This is a genomic window from Lysobacter sp. A378 (assembly GCF_054052125.1).
This window is the reverse complement of record NZ_JBSVRK010000001.1, coordinates 39,858-56,379: the sequence shown is the minus strand read 5'-3', so window position 1 is coordinate 56,379 and position 16,522 is coordinate 39,858. Positions and strand designations below refer to the sequence as shown.

Genomic DNA, 16,522 nt, shown 5'->3' with positions numbered 1-16,522 from the left:
GACAGGAGGAATATCCCTATGAAGAAGTTCCCGCTCACGCTCTGCCTGCTGCTGCTGCTGCTGCTGCTGCTGACGGCAGGCACCGCTCTGGCGCAGCAACCGCAGCAACGACCACAATCAGCCGAGGGGACCGCGCCTGCGGCACAGCGCAACGCGCTGAGTCCCAATGATTTCATCAACGCCGGTTTGCAGGCTGCGCAATGGATCGATGCCGGCCGGGTCGGTGATCTGTGGGAGGGTGCGTCCCCGTTGACCAAGAGCAGTGTCGCGCGCGAGGCTTTCGTCGCCGGCATCGCCAAGGTGCGGCAGCCGCTTGGCACGGTGGTCAGCCGCAACTGGGTATCGTTGCATCGTCAGCAGGGCGACGCCTCTGGCCCGCTTCCACCCGGACAGTACGTCGGCATCGGGATGGCCACGGTTTTTGCTGCTAACACGGTTGCGCATGAGCGGGTGACACTGCATCTGGACGAGGACGGAATCTGGCGGTTTACCGGTTACGTGCTGGAGTAACCGGCGGTTCGCTCGTCAGACACTGTCCGGTGTGTCGGTCGACGCGCGCTCGCCCTCGCTCAGGTGACTGAACAGGTACGCACGCGCCTTGCGCCAGTCGCGGCGGACGGTTCGTTCGGTCAGGTTCATCACCCCGGCTATTTCCTGGTCGTTGAATCCGCCGAAATAGCGCAGCTCAACCACCCGGGCCAGGCGCGGGTCCACTGATGCAAGGCTGTTCAAGGCCTCGTCGAGTATCAGCAACTGCTCCAGTTGCGAGCTCTCGCCGGGCTCGTGAATGTCGTCCAGTGCGCAGACCTCGATGCCATCGCCGCGCTTCCCGGCCAATGCCCGCCGTGCCTGGTCCAGCAGGACGAAGCGCATGGCGCGCGCGATCAGGGAGATCAAGTGTGTGCGGGTGCCGACATCGAAGTTGGCACTGACCAGCCGCAACCACGTCTCACTGATCAGCGAGGTGGGGGAATGGACTAAGCGGCGCTGCTGCTGCCGAATCTGGAAACGTGCGACCTGGTGCAGATCCTTGTAGAGCAGCATGTAGATACGGTCCCACGCATCATCGCGCCCGTCCTGGGCCTCGGATATAAGCTTGGTGACGGTTTCCAGCGTGTCGCCGCCGGTCCTGGTGTTGAAGCTTTCCGACGTCGGGGTTGCGGCGCCTTGCTCCGGCTTTGCCGACTCGCGGTGCACCATGGCCGCATGTGCTCCTTGTCACGGGGTCAACAGTGGTCGAGCAGGTTGGGTCCCCCCAAGTCTTAATCCTACGCGATGGACAGCTCCCCGGCCCAGGTGACCACGAAGAACGCGGCTTCCCCCGCTTCCACTGGCCACCGGTAAGCAAAAAAAAACCCGCCGGAAGGCGGGTTTCTTTTTGGACAAGCCGGAAGGCTTACTTGATCTTGCCTTCCTTGTAGATCACGTGCTTGCGAACGACGGGATCGTACTTCTTGATCTCCATCTTGTTCGGCGTGTTCTTCTTGTTCTTGTCAGTGGTATAGAAATGACCGGTGTTGGCCGAAGAGATCAGGCGAATTTTGTCGCGCTTGGAAGCCATGGTTCAATTCTCCTTAGATCTTTTCGCCGCGTGCGCGGAGATCGGCCAGAACGGAGTCGATACCGTTCTTGTCGATGGTGCGCATGGCGTTGGCGGAAACACGGAGCTTCACCCAGCGGTTTTCACTGGCGACCCAGAAGCGGCGCTCGTGAAGGTTGGGCATGAAGCGGCGACGGGTCTTGTTCATGGCGTGCGAGACGTTGTTGCCGGTCGTCGTTCGCTTGCCGGTTACTTGGCATACACGGGACATTACGCACCTCGAAAGGATGTTGATGCTTCCCTTGGCCAGGGAGGCGGCGGCCCCGCCGGGTCCACGGTTCAGGTGGGCGGCATGCGATACGGGAAGGGTGCCGTCCCGGGGAACGGACGCTGGAACCGGGCGACCCGGAATCGCGCTTCCGGGAGTCGCCTTGCTTACCCATTGGGAAAGCAGGACACAGCGAGCCAAGTATTATGCGGGCTTGGGGGTGGCTGGGCAAGTATTCACGGCAACGGCAACGGCAACGGCAACGGCAACGGCAACGGCAACGGCAGGGCGTGGGCTTCGGGGGGAGCGGCGCCCGGTGCAGGGCCTGCTCTTCGGCTCGGTCGGCCATCCATGGCCGACTCGCCGCCGCGGACATCCATGTCCGCTATACGCAGGCCCTACACCGGACGCCGCGTCGGCGCTTTGGGTGGCGCGTGCTCAGGCGCTTGTGGCTTCGGTCTTTGCGGGTTGCGTGGAATCTGCGGCCTTGGATTGCTCGATGAACTCGTGTACCTGGGTTTCCAGCACCGGTAGCGGAACCGAGCCCAGCGCCAGCACCATGTCGTGGAAGGCCTTGATGTCGAACTGGTTGCCCAGTTCTTTCTCCGCCTCGCCACGCAGGCGGACGATCGCCAGTTCGCCCAGTTTGTAGCTCAGTGCCTGGCCGGGCCATGAGATGTAGCGGTCGACCTCGGTGGTGATCTCGTGCTCGCTCAGCGCAGTGCGGTCGCGCAGGTAGGCCAGGGCCTGGTCGCGGGTCCAGCCTTGGGCATGCACGCCGGTGTCGATCACCAGTCGCGCCGCGCGCCACATCTCGTAGGTCAGTCGGCCGAAATGTTCGTAGGGGGTCTGATAGATGCCCATTTCCTCGCCCAGTTTTTCCACATACAGCCCCCAGCCTTCGCCAAAGGCGGAGATGTAGGTGTTGCGGCGGAAGTCGGGCAGGTCGGTCTGCTCCTCCGCCAGTGCGCCCTGCAGGGCGTGGCCGGGCGAGGCTTCGTGCAGGGTCAGGGCCGGCAGGTTGTACAGCGCGCGCGAGGGCAGGTCGTAGGTGTTGAGCCAGTAGGTGCCGTTGCCACCGCGACCGCTGGTCCAGAACGGGGCGATGTCTTCCGGTACCGGAATGATGGTGAAGCGGCCGCGTGGCAGGGTGCCAATGTATTTGCCGACGACGCCGTCGATGCGCTTGGCGATCCAGGCGGCGCGATTGAGCAGTTCCTGTGGGGTCTTGGCGTAGAACTGCGGGTCGGTGCGCAGGAACTCCAGAAACTCGGCAAAGCTGCCTTCGAAGCCGACCTGCTCGATGATTGCATCCATCTGGGTCTGGATCCGGGCGACTTCATCCAGACCTATCTGGTGGATCTCATCGGGGGTGAGGTCCAGGGTCGTGTACTTGCGGATCTGCTGGCGATAGAACGCTTCGCCATCGGGAAACTCGGAGGCGCCCAGGGTGGTGCGTGCGCGCGGCACGTATTGCTCGCGGAAGAAGCTCAGCAGTTGGCCGTAGGCGGGGATCAGCTGTTCACCGATCGCAGCGCGCGCGGCTTCGCGCAGCCTGGCTTGCTCGGCGGCAGGGATGGTGTCGGGGAGCTTCTCCAATGGCTCGTAGAAGCTGGACTGGGTCGGGTCGTCGAGTTCGGCGATGGCGGCGATCGAGACATCGCGCCCGTCCAGCACGATCCGCGGCACGCTGAAGCCACGGTCCAGCCCGGCCCGCATGTTGGCGATCTGCTGGTCGAAGTAGCGCGGCACGTCGGCCAGGCGGTCGATGTAGGCCTGGTAGTCTTCCGCGGTATGCATCGGGCGCCGGGTCATGAAACCCAGGTTGGACCAGAACGAGGAGTCCGAGTTGAACGGCATTTCGTAGCTGCGGAACCGGACCTCAGCGGCGAGGTTCTCGACCTGGGGGCGATACACCGCCAGGTTGATACGGTTGTCCGCCGACAGTGCGTCGGGATCGATCGTGTCGAGTTCGGCCAGCACTTCCTCCCAGACCTTCAGCCGCGCGGCCTGGCTGGCCGCGTCGACCGATGGAAGCTGGTGCTGGTTGGCACCGTCACTGTCCTCGTCGGCGCTGCCGAATTGCTTCTGCCGCCAGGTCCATTCGCGCTCGTGGATCGCCTGGAAACGGGCGTCAGCCGCCGAGGCTTCGGCCGCTGGCTCGGCGCCGGGCGTGGTGGCCGTCGCTCCGGCAGCGGCCGGTCCGGCGTGGGCGGGCACGGCGGCAAGCGCCAGGTGGGCGGCGAGGAGGGCGGGGAGCAGTAGGTTCACGGCGGCCACGGATACGGGAAGGTTCCTGATCTTCGCATTCGCGCCCGATGCCTGCCCACGGGCCAAAAGTACCGGGCTGACGGCGCCGGTCGGGTCCGTCGGTGTTACTCGCCGCGGCCGCGCAGCTTCTCCAGCACCCCGTCGAGTGAATCCAGGTCGCTGTAGTGGATCACCAGCCGACCCTTGCCGCCGCGACCGTGCAGGACATTGACCTTGGTGTTGAGCGACTCCGACAGCTCACGCTCCAAGGTGACGATGTCGGCCTGTGGGCGCGCCTTGGCCGGGCGTGCGCGCTTGCCTTCGGGAACCTTGCCCAACGCGTACTGCTGGACGCGATGCTCCACCTCGCGCACCGACCAGCCGTGCTCGGCGGCATCGCTGGCGAGCTTGCTGGCAAGCTCTGGCGACAAAGTAAGCAGCGCGCGCGCGTGCCCCATCTCCAGTTGCCGGGTCTCGACCAGCGCGCGGATCGCCGGCGGCAGTTCCAGCAAACGCAGCAGATTGGAAACCGATGCGCGCGAACGCCCCACGGCGCCGGCGGCCTGGGCGTGGGTGAGGTCGAACTCGTCAATCAGCCGCTGCAGCGCGGAGGCCTCTTCCAGCGGATTGAGGTCCTCGCGCTGGATGTTCTCGATCAGGGCCATCGCAATCACGGTGCGATCGTCCACTTCGCGCACGACTACCGGGATCTCGTCCAGCCCGGCCAGTTGCGAGGCGCGCCAGCGGCGCTCGCCGGCGATGATCTCGTAGGTCTTGCCGCCGTGCTCGCGGGTTTCGCGCGCGACAATCGGCTGGATCACGCCCTGGGCGCGGATCGACTCCGCCAACTCCTCCAGCTTGTCTTCGTCCCAGTGCTTGCGCGGCTGGTACTTGCCCGGCGCGAGAGCATCCACGGGCAGGTAGCGCAAGCTATCGCCGATACCCGCCTCCAGCACGGTCGCGCCGGCCTTCGGGCCAAGCAGCGCCTCCAACCCGCGACCCAGCCCCCGCTTCTTTGCCGTGGCCGCCTTGCTTGCCGGACTTTTGGCTGCCGGGTCCTGTGCGGCGGCTTGCTTGCCGGGCTCGCCCTTTACGGCACTCATGCGACGGTCTCCGTGGTTGGTGGCGTGATCCCCGGCTGCGCTTGTTTGACCGCCCGGCTGCGCTCGCGCTGGCGGCGCAATACTTCCCCGGCCAGGCCAAGGTAGGCAATCCCGCCACGGCTCGCACCGTCGTAGCCGACGATGCTCTGGCCATGGCTGGGGGCTTCGGCCAGGCGCACGTTGCGTGGGACGATGGTGCGGAACACCTGGTCGCCGAAATGAGTGGTCAGCTCGGCCGAGACCGCGTTGGCCAGGTTGTTGCGCACATCGAACATGGTCCGCAACACGCCCTCGATCTCCAGTTGCGGGTTGAGGTTGCCACGGATAGCCTCGATGGTATCCATCAGCGCGCTGATGCCTTCCAGCGCGTAGTACTCGCACTGCATCGGCACGATCACCGAATCGGCGGCGGTCAGCGCGTTGAGCGTCAACAAGGACAGTGCCGGAGGGCAATCGATCAGGACGAAGTCGTAGTTGTCGGCAATCGGCGCCAGTGCCAGCTTCAGTTGTTGTTCGCGTGCATCGGTGGTCATCAGCCGCAGCTCGGCGGCCGTCAGGTCGATGTTGCCCGGCAGCAGGTCGAAGTCTTCCTGGGTGCGCACGATCGCGGCGGCGGCGGTGTCCTCGCCCAGCAGCACCTCGCAGATCGACGTTTCCAGCTCGCGCTTGTCTACTCCGCTACCGGTGGTGGCGTTGCCCTGCGGGTCCAGGTCGACCAACAACACCTTCTGCGGCGTGCGCGCCAATGCGGCGGCCAGGTTGACGGCGGTGGTGGTCTTGCCGACCCCACCTTTCTGATTGGCGACGGCGATGATGCGGGCCATGCGGCTCGTCCCCTGGCTCAAGGTTGCAAAGGCGGCGCGGTGCGCCGGTCGGACTGGGGATTATGCCCGCCTCGGCGGTTGCCTGCCGAGGGCGTGGCTTCGTCCCACGATGACCAGGTGGCGCTCGGCGTCCAGGCCCGGGACCGACAGCGGATGCGACGCACTCAAGGCCCAGCCCGGTGGCAATTCGGCGATCTCCTGCGCGGGATACACGCCCTTCATTGCCAACAGGCAGCCGTCGGGTCTGAGCAGATGGCCGCCGAGCTGGAGGATCAACGGCAGCGTCGCCAGCGCGCGGGCGGTAATCGCGTCGAAGGCGCCAGGCCGATCCAGTGCCTCGATCCGCGATTCGACCACTTGCACGTCCCGCAGGCCCAGCTTGCGCACCACCTCGCGCATGAACCGGCACTTTTTGCCATTGCTCTCCACCAACGTGACCCGCAGGCCGGGCTTGGCGATGGCCAACGGGATGCCCGGCAGGCCGGCACCGGTACCCAGGTCGGCCAATGCCCCGCCCGCACCGGCGATGTCGTCCAGATACGCGTGCATCGCCAGCGAGTCGAGCAGGTGTTTGTCGACCATTTCCAGCGGGTCGCGCACGGCTGTGAGGTTGTAGGTCTGGTTCCAGCGCACCAGCAGGCCCAGGTAATCGAGCAGCGGCACGGCCAGGCCACGATCCAGGGCGAGGGCCTCCAGGCCCGCTTGCAGGCGAGATTGGAGGCGCTCGGGGGGCGCTGCGGCAGGGACGGTTGGGCTGATCATCGTCGGAGAGTATGACGGCCTTAGACGGCTGGTAGCCGTCACGTCGACGGCCAGTGGTCACGCCAGGCAAGCATTGCGGTGTAGCCAGGGGCGGGTGACAGTTCACGCAGGCCCCACTGCGAGGGGCGTCCCAGTGCCGGGTCACAGGTGGCCAGTTGCAGCCCGGCCGCGGTGTCCGTAAACGCGAGCCGGTCCAGGCCAAATGCCAGACCGCGCCCGTGCGCCTTCAGGACCGCTTCTTTCGCACACCATAAACGCACGAAGTTGTGCTCACGCACCGTGGGGTCCAGGTGGTCGAGCCATTGAGCCTCCTGCGCGCTGAAGAAGCGCCGGGCCAGCATCTGCGCGCGCGGGCGTGGGCGTTGCCACTCCAGGTCGGCGCCGACCCGGCGGCCTTCCGCAAGTGCGGCCAACAGGCCTTCACCGCTGTGGCTCCAGTTGCAGTCCCAGCGGTCGAACGGTGCGCCGAGCATGGGGCGCCCATATGGCGTGCGTTCGATCCGCAGATCTGCCGCTGGATAGTGGAGTTGTTCCGATAGCCATTTCCGCACGACCGGCTCGGCCGCCTGTCTCCGTGGCAGCGGCAGCCAGGTCCAACGAGGTGTGGGGGGATCGGACAGGAACATGAACTCGCTGTTGATCTGACCATGGTCGGTCAGCGTAAGCTAATGCAAGGGGAGCGGCGTTGCCGCAGGATCGGCCTATGTCTGCGGTTATCGATAATTCTGCCAATGAAGTCATCCCGCCGGATGCGTCGGCCATGGTTGCCGGTGCGCCTGATCGGGTGATCGCGTTCAACGCCGATGGCGTGATTTCGCTGGCGACGTTCCAGCGTGAAGTATGCGCCGTGGCCGCGAGCTTGCCGTCCGCCCCGTACGTGATCAACCTGTGCGAGGACCGTTACCGCTTCCTGGTCGCTTTCTGCGCCGCCGTGATGCGTGGGCAGACCACCTTGCTGCCTTCGTCGCGTGCACGGGTGGTGATCGAGCATGCGCAGTCGCGGCATCCGGGCAGTTACTGCATTGGCGACAGTACCTGCGGTCCGCTGTGGGCCGGCGTCCAACTGCTGCCCGACAGGCTTCCCCAGCTGGATGGGGCGTTGCCGGCGATAAGAGAGCAGGCATTGGTCGCGATCGGCTTCAGCTCCGGCAGTACCGGCGAGCCCACCGCGACGGCCAAGCGTTGGGGTTCGTTCCAGGCCAGCACCGCGCAGAACCTGGCCGCGCTGGCCGGACTGCTTGACCGGGATGGCGTTACGCCCCTGGTCGCAACGGTGCCGCCGCAACATATGTACGGAATGGAGATGTCCGTGCTGCTGCCGCTGCTCGGCCCGGTTGCCATGCATTCGGCGCGCCCGTTCTTTCCGGGTGACGTGGCGCAGGCACTGGCCGACGCCGCCACGCCCCCCTTGCTGGTAACCAGCCCGGTGCACCTGCGCATCCTGCTGGACTCGGGGATCAAGCTGCCGCGGTTGTGCGGAGTGGTGTCGTCCACCGCACCGCTGCCGGTTGAGTTGGCTGCCGCTGCCGAGAAGCGCTTTGGCTGTGAAGTGCGCGAACTGTTCGGCTCAACCGAGACCTGTGTGATTGCCCGTCGCCGCACCGCGGTGGAAAGCGCCTGGACGCCGTTGCCCGGCGTGCGGCTGGAGCCGCAACCCGACGGTACGGCGGTGCATGCGCCGCACCTTGCACAGCCGGTAAAGCTGGCTGACCTGGTCGAGTTGCATCCGGAAGGTTGCTTCCAACTGCGTGGACGCAACGCCGACCTGCTGGAAATCGCCGGCAAGCGCGCCTCGTTGGGCGACTTGAACCGGAAGTTGCTCGCCGTACCCGGAGTCGTGGATGGGGTGATGGTGCAGTTGGATGCCGCGGACGATGCCGGCGTGCGCCGGATTGCCGCACTGGTGGTCGCCCCGGGACAGGACGAGGCGACCATCCTGCTCGCATTGCGCGGACAGATGGATCCGGTGTTCCTGCCGCGTCGCCTGCGCTGTGTTGACGGTCTGCCACGCAACGACACGGGCAAGTTGCCACGCGATGCGGTGTTGGCACTGCTGGCTGCCGGCTGAGGCCTGCTGACACCTTCGTCACGCCGCCCTATACAGACTGGGATCGCCCCCAAGCAGGGGAGCATTTAAACCTCTGAATGGACAGGAGAGACAAACATGATGGGCATTATTATCTGGTTGATTGTAGGCGGCATCATCGGTTGGATCGCCAGCATGATCATGAAGACCGACGGTCAACAGGGGATCTTTCTCAATATCATCGTCGGCATCGTCGGCGCGTTCCTGGGTGGCTGGCTGGCCGGTGTCCTGGGTATTGCCGGCGGCAGCATCGGTGATGGGATCAGCATCCCGAGCATCCTGATTTCCCTGGTGGGTGCGGTGATCCTGCTGGCGATCGTGAACCTGTTCCGTCGCGGTCGTCCGCGCTGATAGTCGCGCGCTGATGCCCGAACAAACGGTTTGATAAACGGTTCGATACAGGCAGTAATAGTGACAGGCAAATGCCCGGTACCCGCCGGGCATTTGCCATTTGTAATCGGCTCGCGCCCGACTACCCGGCGCCATCCATCGCTGGGGTGATTTCCACCCACGCCGGTGCATGGTCACTCGGCCGCTCCCACGTGCGCGGCTCACGGTCCACACCGGCGGCCACGCATCGCGGCTTCAACGCATCCGATACCAGGGTCAGGTCGATCCGCAACCCGAGGTCGCGGCGGAATCCCGCCTGTCGGTAGTCCCACCAGCTGAATACCCCGGCATCGTCGTGGTGGAGCCGGTAGGCATCATGCAAGCCGAGCGCCAGCAACCCTCGCAGCGCGTTGCGCTCGGCGGTCGAGGTCAGAATGTGGGTCTCGTCCCACACCGCCGGGTCGTGCACGTCGCGGTCGTCCGGCGCGATGTTGAAATCGCCCAGCACCACCATCTGCGGATGCTCCTGCAACTCGGCGGCGATCCATGCCTGTACCGCCGCCAGCCACCGCAGCTTGTAGGCGTACTTGTCGGTGCCCACGTCCTGCCCATTGACGACATACAGGTTGACGATGCGCACGCCGTCGACGGTCGCTGCAATCACCCGCTTCTGCTCATCGTCGAATCCGGGGATGCCGATCTGCACATCGGTCGCCGGTTGCCGCGACACGATGGCCACGCCGTTGTAGGTTTTCTGACCACTGAAAACGCTGCGATAGCCAAGTGCCGCCAAGGCGGTGTCGGGGAAGCGGTCGTCAGTGAGCTTGGTCTCCTGCAGCCCGACCACATCGGGCTGGGCCGCAGCCAGCCATTGCTCCAGGTGCGGCAGGCGTACGTTGAGCGAATTGACGTTCCAGCTGGCGATTTTCATGCAACCAGTCTAGCCGGCACGGCCGGTTCCATCATCCGCGCCAATGCCTGCTACTAGCGGACGCTTACTCGTGATGCGATTTTCCGCGACGTCACATCAAGGCTTGCCGTGCGTTGCGCGAGCGGCGAGGCGACAATGGCGGTCCCAGTCGCCGTTCCCTTTCCAATGACGCCAACGCACCTGCCTGACTACCCTTTCACGCCGCAGCGTTTCAACGTCCGCCCCGGCATCGCGATGAGCTACCTCGACGAGGGCCCACGTGATGATGGGGGCGCGGCGCCGGAGGTGATCGTCATGCTGCACGGCAATCCGTCGTGGAGCTTCTACTGGCGGCATCTCGTGGCCGGGCTGTCGGACCGCTACCGCTGCATCGTGCCGGACCACGTCGGCATGGGATTGTCGGACAAGCCCGACGATGCGCCGGGGGCGTCGCCGCGCTACGACTACACGCTGCAGTCGCGGATTGATGATGTCGAGGCACTGCTGACACACCTGGGCATCACCGGACCGGTCACGCTGGCGGTGCACGACTGGGGCGGGATGGTCGGCTTTGGCTGGGCGTTGCGGCACATGCCACAGGTCAAGCGACTGGTGGTGTTGAACACCGCTGCGTTTCCGTTGCCATCGGCCAAACCGATGCCGTGGCGGTTGTCGCTGGGGCGGGACTCGAAGCTCGGCGGTTGGCTGATCCGCAGGTTCAACCTGTTTGCGTGCGGTGCGGCGTGGATGGGGACACGACGGTCGCTGCCGGCGGACGTGCGCCGTGGTTACATCGCGCCGTACAGCGGGTGGGCCAACGCGATCAGCACGCTGCGCTTCATGCAGGACATTCCGTTGGGCGAGGGCGATGCGGCGTGGCCGCTGGTGGCCGAGGCGGGGCGGCGGTTGCCGGAGTATGGGGACCGGCCGGTGTTCATCGGTTGGGGGTTGCGCGACTTCGTGTTCGACAAACACTTTTTGAAGGGCTTCACCGATGCGCTGCCGCAGGCGCAGGTGCAGGCGTTCGAGGATGCGGGGCATTACGTGCTGGAGGACAAGCACGAGGTACTGGTGCCGGCGATACGCCAGTTCCTGGATGCCCACCCGTTGGCGGATTGATTGCCGGGCGACGCCTACAATCGGGGCATGACGGATTCGTGCAACATCGCGGCGGCATTGCCGCGGCTGGCCGCCGAGCAACCCGACCGCGTCGCGATGCGTTGCCCGGGCTCGCGTGGGCCGGATGGGCTGGCGCGGTATGACGTCAGCCTGACCTACGCTGAGCTCGACGTGCGCAGCGATGCCATCGCGGCGGGCTTGGCGCTGCGCGGCGTGGTGCGCGGCAGCCGTACGGTGGTCATGGTGCGGCCGTCGCCGGAATTCTTCCTGTTGATGTTCGCGTTGTTCAAGGCCGGTGCGGTGCCGGTGCTGGTGGATCCGGGCATCGACAAGCGCGCGCTGAAACAGTGCCTGGCCGAGTCCGAGCCGCAGGCGTTCATCGGGGTTCCGTTGGCGCATGTCGGGCGCAAGCTGCTGGGCTGGGCGAGGTCGGTGCGGGTCACCATCACCACCGGCAGGCGCGCCTGGCTGAGTGAGGCAACGCTGGACGAGGTCGAGCAGGAGGGCGCCGACGCGCTCGCCCGGAGCGGTGATGCCCCGTCGCGTCGTTCCGACAACGGCGATACTCCGACCCCGTTCGCGGCACTGACCGCGACGGCTCCCGATGACGTTGCCGCGATCCTGTTCACCAGCGGCTCGACCGGAATCCCGAAGGGCGTGGTCTACCGGCATCGGCATTTCATCGCCCAGCTCGAGATGCTGCGCGATGCGTTCGGCATCGTGCCCGGCGGCGTCAACCTGGCGACCTTTCCGCCGTTTGCCTTGTTCGACCCCGCGTTGGGGGTGACGTCGATCATTCCGGACATGGACCCGACCCGGCCGGCCAACGCAGACCCGCGCAAGCTGTGTGATGCGATCACTCGTTTCGGCGTCAACCAGTTGTTCGGGTCACCGGCCTTGATGGCGGTGCTCGCGCGGCATGGCCAACCGTTGCCGACGTTGAAGCGGGTGATGTCGGCCGGTGCGCCGGTGCCGGCCCATCTGGTTGCCAAGCTGCAACGCTTGCTGCCCGCGGATGCGTGTTTCTGGACCCCTTACGGCGCGACCGAGTGCTTGCCGGTGTCGATGATCGAGGGCCGTGAGCTGGAGACGACCGGCGTGGCCACCGCGTCCGGCGCCGGCACCTGCGTCGGTCGGCCGGTGACGCCGAACGTGGTGCGGATTATCCGTATCACCGACGAGGCGATCAGCGAATGGTCGGACGCACTGTGCGTGCCGACCGGCGAGGTGGGCGAGATCACCGTGACGGGTCCGACCACGACCGATAGCTACTTCCATCGTGTCGCGCAGACCCGGTTGGCCAAGATTCGAGAGGAGTCGCAGGCGCGCACCGTCCATCGCATGGGTGACCTTGGCTATCTGGATGCCGACGGCAGGTTGTGGTTCTGTGGCCGCAAGTCCGATCGGCTGCAGACCTCGGCCGGACCGCTGTATACCGAGCAGGTCGAGCCGGTGTTCAACTCCCACCCGGAGGTACGGCGCACCGCGCTGGTCGGGATCGGCGAGGCGGGCGCGAGCCAACCGGTGCTCTGCGTGGAGCTGGCCCCAGGGGTCAACGCGAAGCAATGGCCCCGGATCGAGCGTGAGCTGGGCGCCATGGCGGCCAGCAATCCGCACACGGCAGGCATCGTCCGATTCCTGCATCACCCGGGCTTTCCGGTCGATATCCGCCACAACGCAAAGATTGGGCGACCTGCCCTGGCGCGGTGGGCCGCTGGCAAGCGTTAGTTATGTAAGTTCAGTACGTTGTTCAGCGGGATCTAGATGCGACTGATGGGTGGCCGATAGGCAAGGCTGGCGTGGTACCCCAACCAGTGCGGCAGCTCGCAGGCGCGATATTCGTAGGTTTCGAGACGGGTGTAACCCCCGACAAGCAGGGCCTCGACCGTGAAGCGTAAGACGGGCATGCTTATGCAGGTTTTCCGAGGCTCCTGGTGTGCTGGTTGGGTCGCACCTCCAGAATCCCGGGTTCGCCCCGGGTGAATAACCTGCTGAACGATCACATCTAGCTTCCGGCGCGAACGGGCCTTCAAAGGAGCGGCTAGGGGTCGATACTTTGTGGAAGAGCACCTGTCGCGAGCCCTTCTTTCAGCCCGTCCTCGCCGCGCACAGCGGGGTGATAATGATCCCAATTGGTACGGATGGAGCATCAATGTTTCCGAAAGTTGTTTTGACCAAGAGCCTTTTACTTACTGCTGTCCTCATCGGCGCAACGGCTGTCTCTACCGGGTGTGCGGAAGGGAGCCCCACCAGTCGCCCGGCCCAGCTAAGCAAACCACCGATCACGGGGGTTGATGAGCTCCAAACGGTTGGCGACTTCCTGAGCAAGCTCAAGATGCTCCGCGCGGAGCAGAAGAAGGCCGTCTTCGTTCTGGTTCGTGCAAAGGTTGAGAAGAACTTCCAGATGGTCATGGAAGCCAACGCCCAGCCTGGGACCAGTGGGAAAGCGCTGACAGACGCCCTCAAGCTAGGCGCCGTCCAAGCCGCCGCGCTCAAGATGGTTGCCGAGGCAGCGGATTGGCCGGAGATGGCCGATGTGTACCGCGAGAGCTCGAAAGTGGCCCAAGCGTTGGTTCGCGGCGAACTGAGTAAGGATGAGCTCGGCGAAGCTGCGAAAAGTATCGACGCTCGGACCAGGGAACTGCTGGACGGGTTCATTGAAGTCGAAGCGCATGTCGCTGCTGGCACTCCCGGGGTGTCCTATTTCGCGGAGAAATTCGGTGCATCCCTTATCGCTAACACCAAAGCGTACGCGTGGGACATCGATGCGAGCGAGTTGCAATGACAGAAGATATGCATGACGCGTTGTTTCTGTAAGCCGACATGCCATGGGGTAGAAACCGGAGTTCATTGGCGCCGATTGACCGAGCACAACAAGCACCTAGTCTGGTGTCCCGCAAGGAACTTTCATCCGTCGTCCCCGCCTGCGCGGGAATGACGAGCCAAAAAATTTGTGGGACACCACACTAGTTTTGAGAGACTCCGACCAATAGATTTGGGAATCCTTGCAACGCCGAGGTTGCCGAAACGCGTGTGACCGAGAGAGGCTACACAGGGGCATTTGGACGCATTGAATTTTGAACGGGTGCTCAAGCACGGATTGCGGGTAGAAGAGGCCGGGACTGCTGGTGTGCTGGTTGGATCGCCCCTCCAGAATCTCGGGATCACCTCGGATGAACAACCTACTGAGAGTTAGGCGGTTGCTGTTGATAGTTCTGCATCGCTTCGGTCTTCGGGAATAATGCCGCGGCGTGCCGGCTGACTCCGGTTGCTTGCGGCGGCCACTGCGTTGTCGCGCCTTCATGAGCCCGGCTCCGGTGGGTCGGTCTTCGGACACATCGTCGGGTGGGTTCGCCCGGTTGGCGCGGCTTCGGTAAGTTGTCTCACGTTGGGTTCCTGGTGCCATTCACTCTCGTCCTTCGGCGGCATCCAAAGCTTCGTATCTGGTACTGTTTCGACTGGCGGCAGTGCTGTGGGGTCGGTCTCTGGGAGCTTCGTGCAGAGACCGGGCGGCACCGCCGAACAAGTCATTCAAGCCGAACCCGCTTCGTTACAGCTCCGGCGTGTCAGAAAAAGCTTGCCACGCCGTTGCTTCCACTACGCAGGTCGGCTTAACTCTGGCGTTAGGCCCTAGGAGAGACTGTGCCGCTATCTTCAGCAGAGCGACTTGCGCTGACCACGGTGAGACTTGAGTGCCGTCTAGGGGATGGCCGCAGTTCCACCGGAACGGCTTTCTTCTTTTCGTTCAAGGTGGATGATCAAAAAATCATCCCCTTGCTTGTGACCAACAAGCATGTGATTTCTGGAAGCACGTCAGGCACATTCGTACTTACCCTCCGTGGAGAGAGCGGAGACCCCGAGATTGGGTCGCACGAGCCGGTAAGCTTCGACGACTTTGAGAGCCTGTGGATCAAGCATCCGGATGAGGACGTTGATCTGGCGGTCTTTCCGTTGGGGCCTTTGCTTAACGAAGCGGAGAGGCTCGGAAAGAAGTTCTTCTTCGCGCCACTTGATGAATCACTCATCCCCACTGAGGAAGTTCTCGCCGGCCTTACCGGCATTGATGACATCACTATGATTGGCTACCCAAATGGCATTTGGGACCAGCGCAATAACATGCCGATTGTGAGGCGTGGAATCACGGCGACCAATCCAAAACATGACTACAACGGTCTTCCAATCTTCGTAATCGACTGCGCATGCTTTCCTGGTTCTAGCGGGAGCCCTGTTCTAATATTCAATCAAGGCGCCTACTCAGACGCGAGCGGCGGAATTGTGCTTGGCGGTGGCAGGGTGTTGCTGCTAGGAGTCCTGTTTGCAGGCCCTCAGCATGTAGCAGAAGGCGAGGTTCAAACTATAGATGTGCCTTTGCAACAAGTTTCCATCAGCATGTCAAGAATCCCGAACAACTTGGGGTTTGTGGTCAAGGCGCAAAAGATCTATGACTTCAAAGCGGATCTACTGGCTAAGGCCTAACAATTCGTTCAGGCCGATGCCGCTTCGCGGCACGGTTTAACTCAGGCGTTAGGTGCTGCCGTGCTAAATGATCGCAATCTCAAAGTAATTGAAATACTAGGTGTGGCAGCCACCCTTGCGTTTGTTGGGTTGTGGATTTTTTATCGGGATAGCAATTGGGAGGCCTACGTCGCTCTCTGCGGAGTGCTTTCACTCATCTGTGACCTATACAGGCGATACCTCCTGCCAGATAAGAACTCACGATTCAGCAGCTCAAACGTGCAGATGAAGCATCGCGAGCGCCTTCGAAAAGCAGTTAAAGAAGAAATTTACAAATGTCGAGCGGAAAACCTCCGGAAAGACGCGATCATAAGAGATGTCAAGCGAGTTGATAGTTATCCGCAAGCCGACGAAAGATCAAAGGGAATTTCCCCCTGGTTCCTTGTTGGCTTATTAGACACCTACGAGAAAGGAATAGTGGTCTGCCTTCGGGTCGGTGGCCTGAAGCAAACGGAAGACGGCTATCGTTTTGTGGACAACATCAACGGCGAAGAAAAAGATACGGTCGCATGGTTAATGGCGAACATTCCGTATGACTCGATCGCAGAGATCAACTTCGACGGCGATGAGTACTATATATTTCCTCATATCTACTGTCACTTCGACTTCAATGGCGAGCCATACGAGAGACTTTGGTTTGCCCAGAAAATCGACCAACCACATGGCCATCCTTACTTCAAAGAACTGGCCAGTTATGAAGATGTCAAACGCAATAATCCAATCGATGGTGACCTGTCGTTCTACTAGGCCAGCAGCACCTAACAATTCATCCAAGCCGAACCCGCTTCGCGGGTTGGCGTTAGCGATCCGTTTCA

Annotated in this window: 18 protein-coding genes; 8 read left to right on the top strand and 10 right to left on the bottom strand. The window is 63.3% G+C overall.

Annotation, left to right across the window (positions count from 1 at the left end):
• Positions 1 to 18 precede the first annotated feature (18 nt).
• On the top strand, positions 19 to 510 hold the full coding sequence (locus ACW7G1_RS00280) for a DUF4019 domain-containing protein (protein WP_456977774.1): 492 nt from the start codon (positions 19 to 21) through the stop codon (positions 508 to 510).
• A gap of 15 nt (positions 511 to 525) precedes the next feature.
• Here the strand turns inward: ACW7G1_RS00280 and ACW7G1_RS00275 are convergent, their stop codons facing one another.
• From ACW7G1_RS00275 to ACW7G1_RS00240, 8 genes are all read right to left on the bottom strand, one after another.
• Positions 526 to 1,200: an ECF-type sigma factor gene (locus ACW7G1_RS00275; RefSeq protein WP_456977773.1), complete on the bottom strand. Its 675-nt coding sequence runs from the start codon at positions 1,198 to 1,200 to the stop codon at positions 526 to 528.
• Between the two features lie 196 nt (positions 1,201 to 1,396).
• Entirely contained in the window at positions 1,397 to 1,561 is a 165-nt protein-coding gene (gene rpmG / locus ACW7G1_RS00270) for a 50S ribosomal protein L33 (protein WP_036191471.1), read from the bottom strand.
• 13 nt (positions 1,562 to 1,574) lie between these two features.
• On the bottom strand, positions 1,575 to 1,811 hold the full coding sequence (rpmB, locus tag ACW7G1_RS00265; protein WP_036191474.1) for a 50S ribosomal protein L28: 237 nt from the start codon (positions 1,809 to 1,811) through the stop codon (positions 1,575 to 1,577).
• 435 nt (positions 1,812 to 2,246) lie between these two features.
• Positions 2,247 to 4,079 (bottom strand): DUF885 domain-containing protein, encoded by a 1,833-nt coding sequence (locus ACW7G1_RS00260; RefSeq protein ID WP_456977771.1) that lies wholly within the window; start codon positions 4,077 to 4,079, stop codon positions 2,247 to 2,249.
• A gap of 104 nt (positions 4,080 to 4,183) precedes the next feature.
• Entirely contained in the window at positions 4,184 to 5,161 is a 978-nt protein-coding gene (locus tag ACW7G1_RS00255; protein WP_456977770.1) for a ParB/RepB/Spo0J family partition protein, read from the bottom strand.
• Positions 5,158 to 5,985: a ParA family protein gene (locus ACW7G1_RS00250; protein ID WP_456977769.1), complete on the bottom strand. Its 828-nt coding sequence runs from the start codon at positions 5,983 to 5,985 to the stop codon at positions 5,158 to 5,160. Before ACW7G1_RS00250 ends, ACW7G1_RS00255 begins: the two co-directional genes overlap by 4 nt.
• A 60-nt stretch (positions 5,986 to 6,045) precedes the next feature.
• Entirely contained in the window at positions 6,046 to 6,747 is a 702-nt protein-coding gene (gene rsmG, locus ACW7G1_RS00245) for a 16S rRNA (guanine(527)-N(7))-methyltransferase RsmG (RefSeq protein ID WP_456977768.1), read from the bottom strand.
• 38 nt (positions 6,748 to 6,785) lie between these two features.
• Positions 6,786 to 7,220, bottom strand: a complete 435-nt coding sequence (locus tag ACW7G1_RS00240) for a 4'-phosphopantetheinyl transferase family protein (protein ID WP_456977767.1) — start codon at positions 7,218 to 7,220, stop codon at positions 6,786 to 6,788.
• A 287-nt stretch (positions 7,221 to 7,507) separates the two neighbouring features.
• Here ACW7G1_RS00240 and ACW7G1_RS00235 point away from each other — a divergent pair, with 287 nt between their 5' ends.
• Positions 7,508 to 8,815, top strand: a complete 1,308-nt coding sequence (locus ACW7G1_RS00235) for an AMP-binding protein (protein WP_456978791.1) — start codon at positions 7,508 to 7,510, stop codon at positions 8,813 to 8,815.
• Positions 8,816 to 8,914: 99 nt separating this feature from the next.
• Positions 8,915 to 9,184, top strand: a complete 270-nt coding sequence (locus tag ACW7G1_RS00230) for a GlsB/YeaQ/YmgE family stress response membrane protein (RefSeq protein WP_456978790.1) — start codon at positions 8,915 to 8,917, stop codon at positions 9,182 to 9,184.
• A gap of 121 nt (positions 9,185 to 9,305) precedes the next feature.
• Here the strand turns inward: ACW7G1_RS00230 and xth are convergent, their stop codons facing one another.
• On the bottom strand, positions 9,306 to 10,094 hold the full coding sequence (gene xth, locus ACW7G1_RS00225; RefSeq protein WP_456977766.1) for an exodeoxyribonuclease III: 789 nt from the start codon (positions 10,092 to 10,094) through the stop codon (positions 9,306 to 9,308).
• Between the two features lie 165 nt (positions 10,095 to 10,259).
• Here xth and ACW7G1_RS00220 point away from each other — a divergent pair, with 165 nt between their 5' ends.
• Entirely contained in the window at positions 10,260 to 11,192 is a 933-nt protein-coding gene (locus tag ACW7G1_RS00220) for an alpha/beta fold hydrolase (RefSeq protein ID WP_456977765.1), read from the top strand.
• A 27-nt stretch (positions 11,193 to 11,219) separates the two neighbouring features.
• Entirely contained in the window at positions 11,220 to 12,920 is a 1,701-nt protein-coding gene (gene oleC, locus ACW7G1_RS00215; protein ID WP_456977764.1) for an olefin beta-lactone synthetase, read from the top strand.
• A gap of 32 nt (positions 12,921 to 12,952) precedes the next feature.
• On the opposite strand, the gene ACW7G1_RS00210 is transcribed toward oleC, so the two are convergent.
• Positions 12,953 to 13,099, bottom strand: coding sequence for a hypothetical protein (locus ACW7G1_RS00210; RefSeq protein ID WP_456977763.1), 147 nt, complete (start codon positions 13,097 to 13,099; stop codon positions 12,953 to 12,955).
• A 245-nt stretch (positions 13,100 to 13,344) separates the two neighbouring features.
• Here ACW7G1_RS00210 and ACW7G1_RS00205 point away from each other — a divergent pair, with 245 nt between their 5' ends.
• The 3 genes from ACW7G1_RS00205 to ACW7G1_RS00195 all read left to right on the top strand — a co-directional run bounded on the left by ACW7G1_RS00205 (position 13,345) and on the right by ACW7G1_RS00195 (position 16,454).
• Positions 13,345 to 13,977: a hypothetical protein gene (locus tag ACW7G1_RS00205; protein ID WP_456977762.1), complete on the top strand. Its 633-nt coding sequence runs from the start codon at positions 13,345 to 13,347 to the stop codon at positions 13,975 to 13,977.
• Positions 13,978 to 14,834: 857 nt separating this feature from the next.
• Positions 14,835 to 15,668 (top strand): S1 family peptidase, encoded by an 834-nt coding sequence (locus ACW7G1_RS00200; RefSeq protein WP_456977761.1) that lies wholly within the window; start codon positions 14,835 to 14,837, stop codon positions 15,666 to 15,668.
• Between the two features lie 264 nt (positions 15,669 to 15,932).
• Positions 15,933 to 16,454 (top strand): hypothetical protein, encoded by a 522-nt coding sequence (locus ACW7G1_RS00195; RefSeq protein WP_456977760.1) that lies wholly within the window; start codon positions 15,933 to 15,935, stop codon positions 16,452 to 16,454.
• Positions 16,455 to 16,522: the final 68 nt, after the last annotated feature.

Bases quoted from the DNA above. Each gene is read 5' to 3' on its own strand.
- ACW7G1_RS00275 (WP_456977773.1), bottom strand. From the start codon at position 1,200: ATGGTGCACCGCGAGTCGGCAAAGCCGGAGCAAGGCGCCGCAACCCCG.
- ACW7G1_RS00250 (WP_456977769.1), bottom strand. From the start codon at position 5,985: ATGGCCCGCATCATCGCCGTCGCCAATCAGAAAGGTGGGGTCGGCAAG.
- xth (WP_456977766.1), bottom strand. From the start codon at position 10,094: ATGAAAATCGCCAGCTGGAACGTCAATTCGCTCAACGTACGCCTGCCG.
- ACW7G1_RS00235 (WP_456978791.1), top strand. From the start codon at position 7,508: ATGGTTGCCGGTGCGCCTGATCGGGTGATCGCGTTCAACGCCGATGGC.
- rpmG (WP_036191471.1), bottom strand. From the start codon at position 1,561: ATGGCTTCCAAGCGCGACAAAATTCGCCTGATCTCTTCGGCCAACACC.
- ACW7G1_RS00195 (WP_456977760.1), top strand. From the start codon at position 15,933: ATGAAGCATCGCGAGCGCCTTCGAAAAGCAGTTAAAGAAGAAATTTAC.
- ACW7G1_RS00230 (WP_456978790.1), top strand. From the start codon at position 8,915: ATGGGCATTATTATCTGGTTGATTGTAGGCGGCATCATCGGTTGGATC.
- ACW7G1_RS00220 (WP_456977765.1), top strand. From the start codon at position 10,260: ATGACGCCAACGCACCTGCCTGACTACCCTTTCACGCCGCAGCGTTTC.
- oleC (WP_456977764.1), top strand. From the start codon at position 11,220: ATGACGGATTCGTGCAACATCGCGGCGGCATTGCCGCGGCTGGCCGCC.
- rsmG (WP_456977768.1), bottom strand. From the start codon at position 6,747: ATGATCAGCCCAACCGTCCCTGCCGCAGCGCCCCCCGAGCGCCTCCAA.
- ACW7G1_RS00255 (WP_456977770.1), bottom strand. From the start codon at position 5,161: ATGAGTGCCGTAAAGGGCGAGCCCGGCAAGCAAGCCGCCGCACAGGAC.
- rpmB (WP_036191474.1), bottom strand. From the start codon at position 1,811: ATGTCCCGTGTATGCCAAGTAACCGGCAAGCGAACGACGACCGGCAAC.
- ACW7G1_RS00205 (WP_456977762.1), top strand. From the start codon at position 13,345: ATGTTTCCGAAAGTTGTTTTGACCAAGAGCCTTTTACTTACTGCTGTC.
- ACW7G1_RS00210 (WP_456977763.1), bottom strand. From the start codon at position 13,099: ATGCCCGTCTTACGCTTCACGGTCGAGGCCCTGCTTGTCGGGGGTTAC.
- ACW7G1_RS00280 (WP_456977774.1), top strand. From the start codon at position 19: ATGAAGAAGTTCCCGCTCACGCTCTGCCTGCTGCTGCTGCTGCTGCTG.
- ACW7G1_RS00240 (WP_456977767.1), bottom strand. From the start codon at position 7,220: ATGCTCGGCGCACCGTTCGACCGCTGGGACTGCAACTGGAGCCACAGC.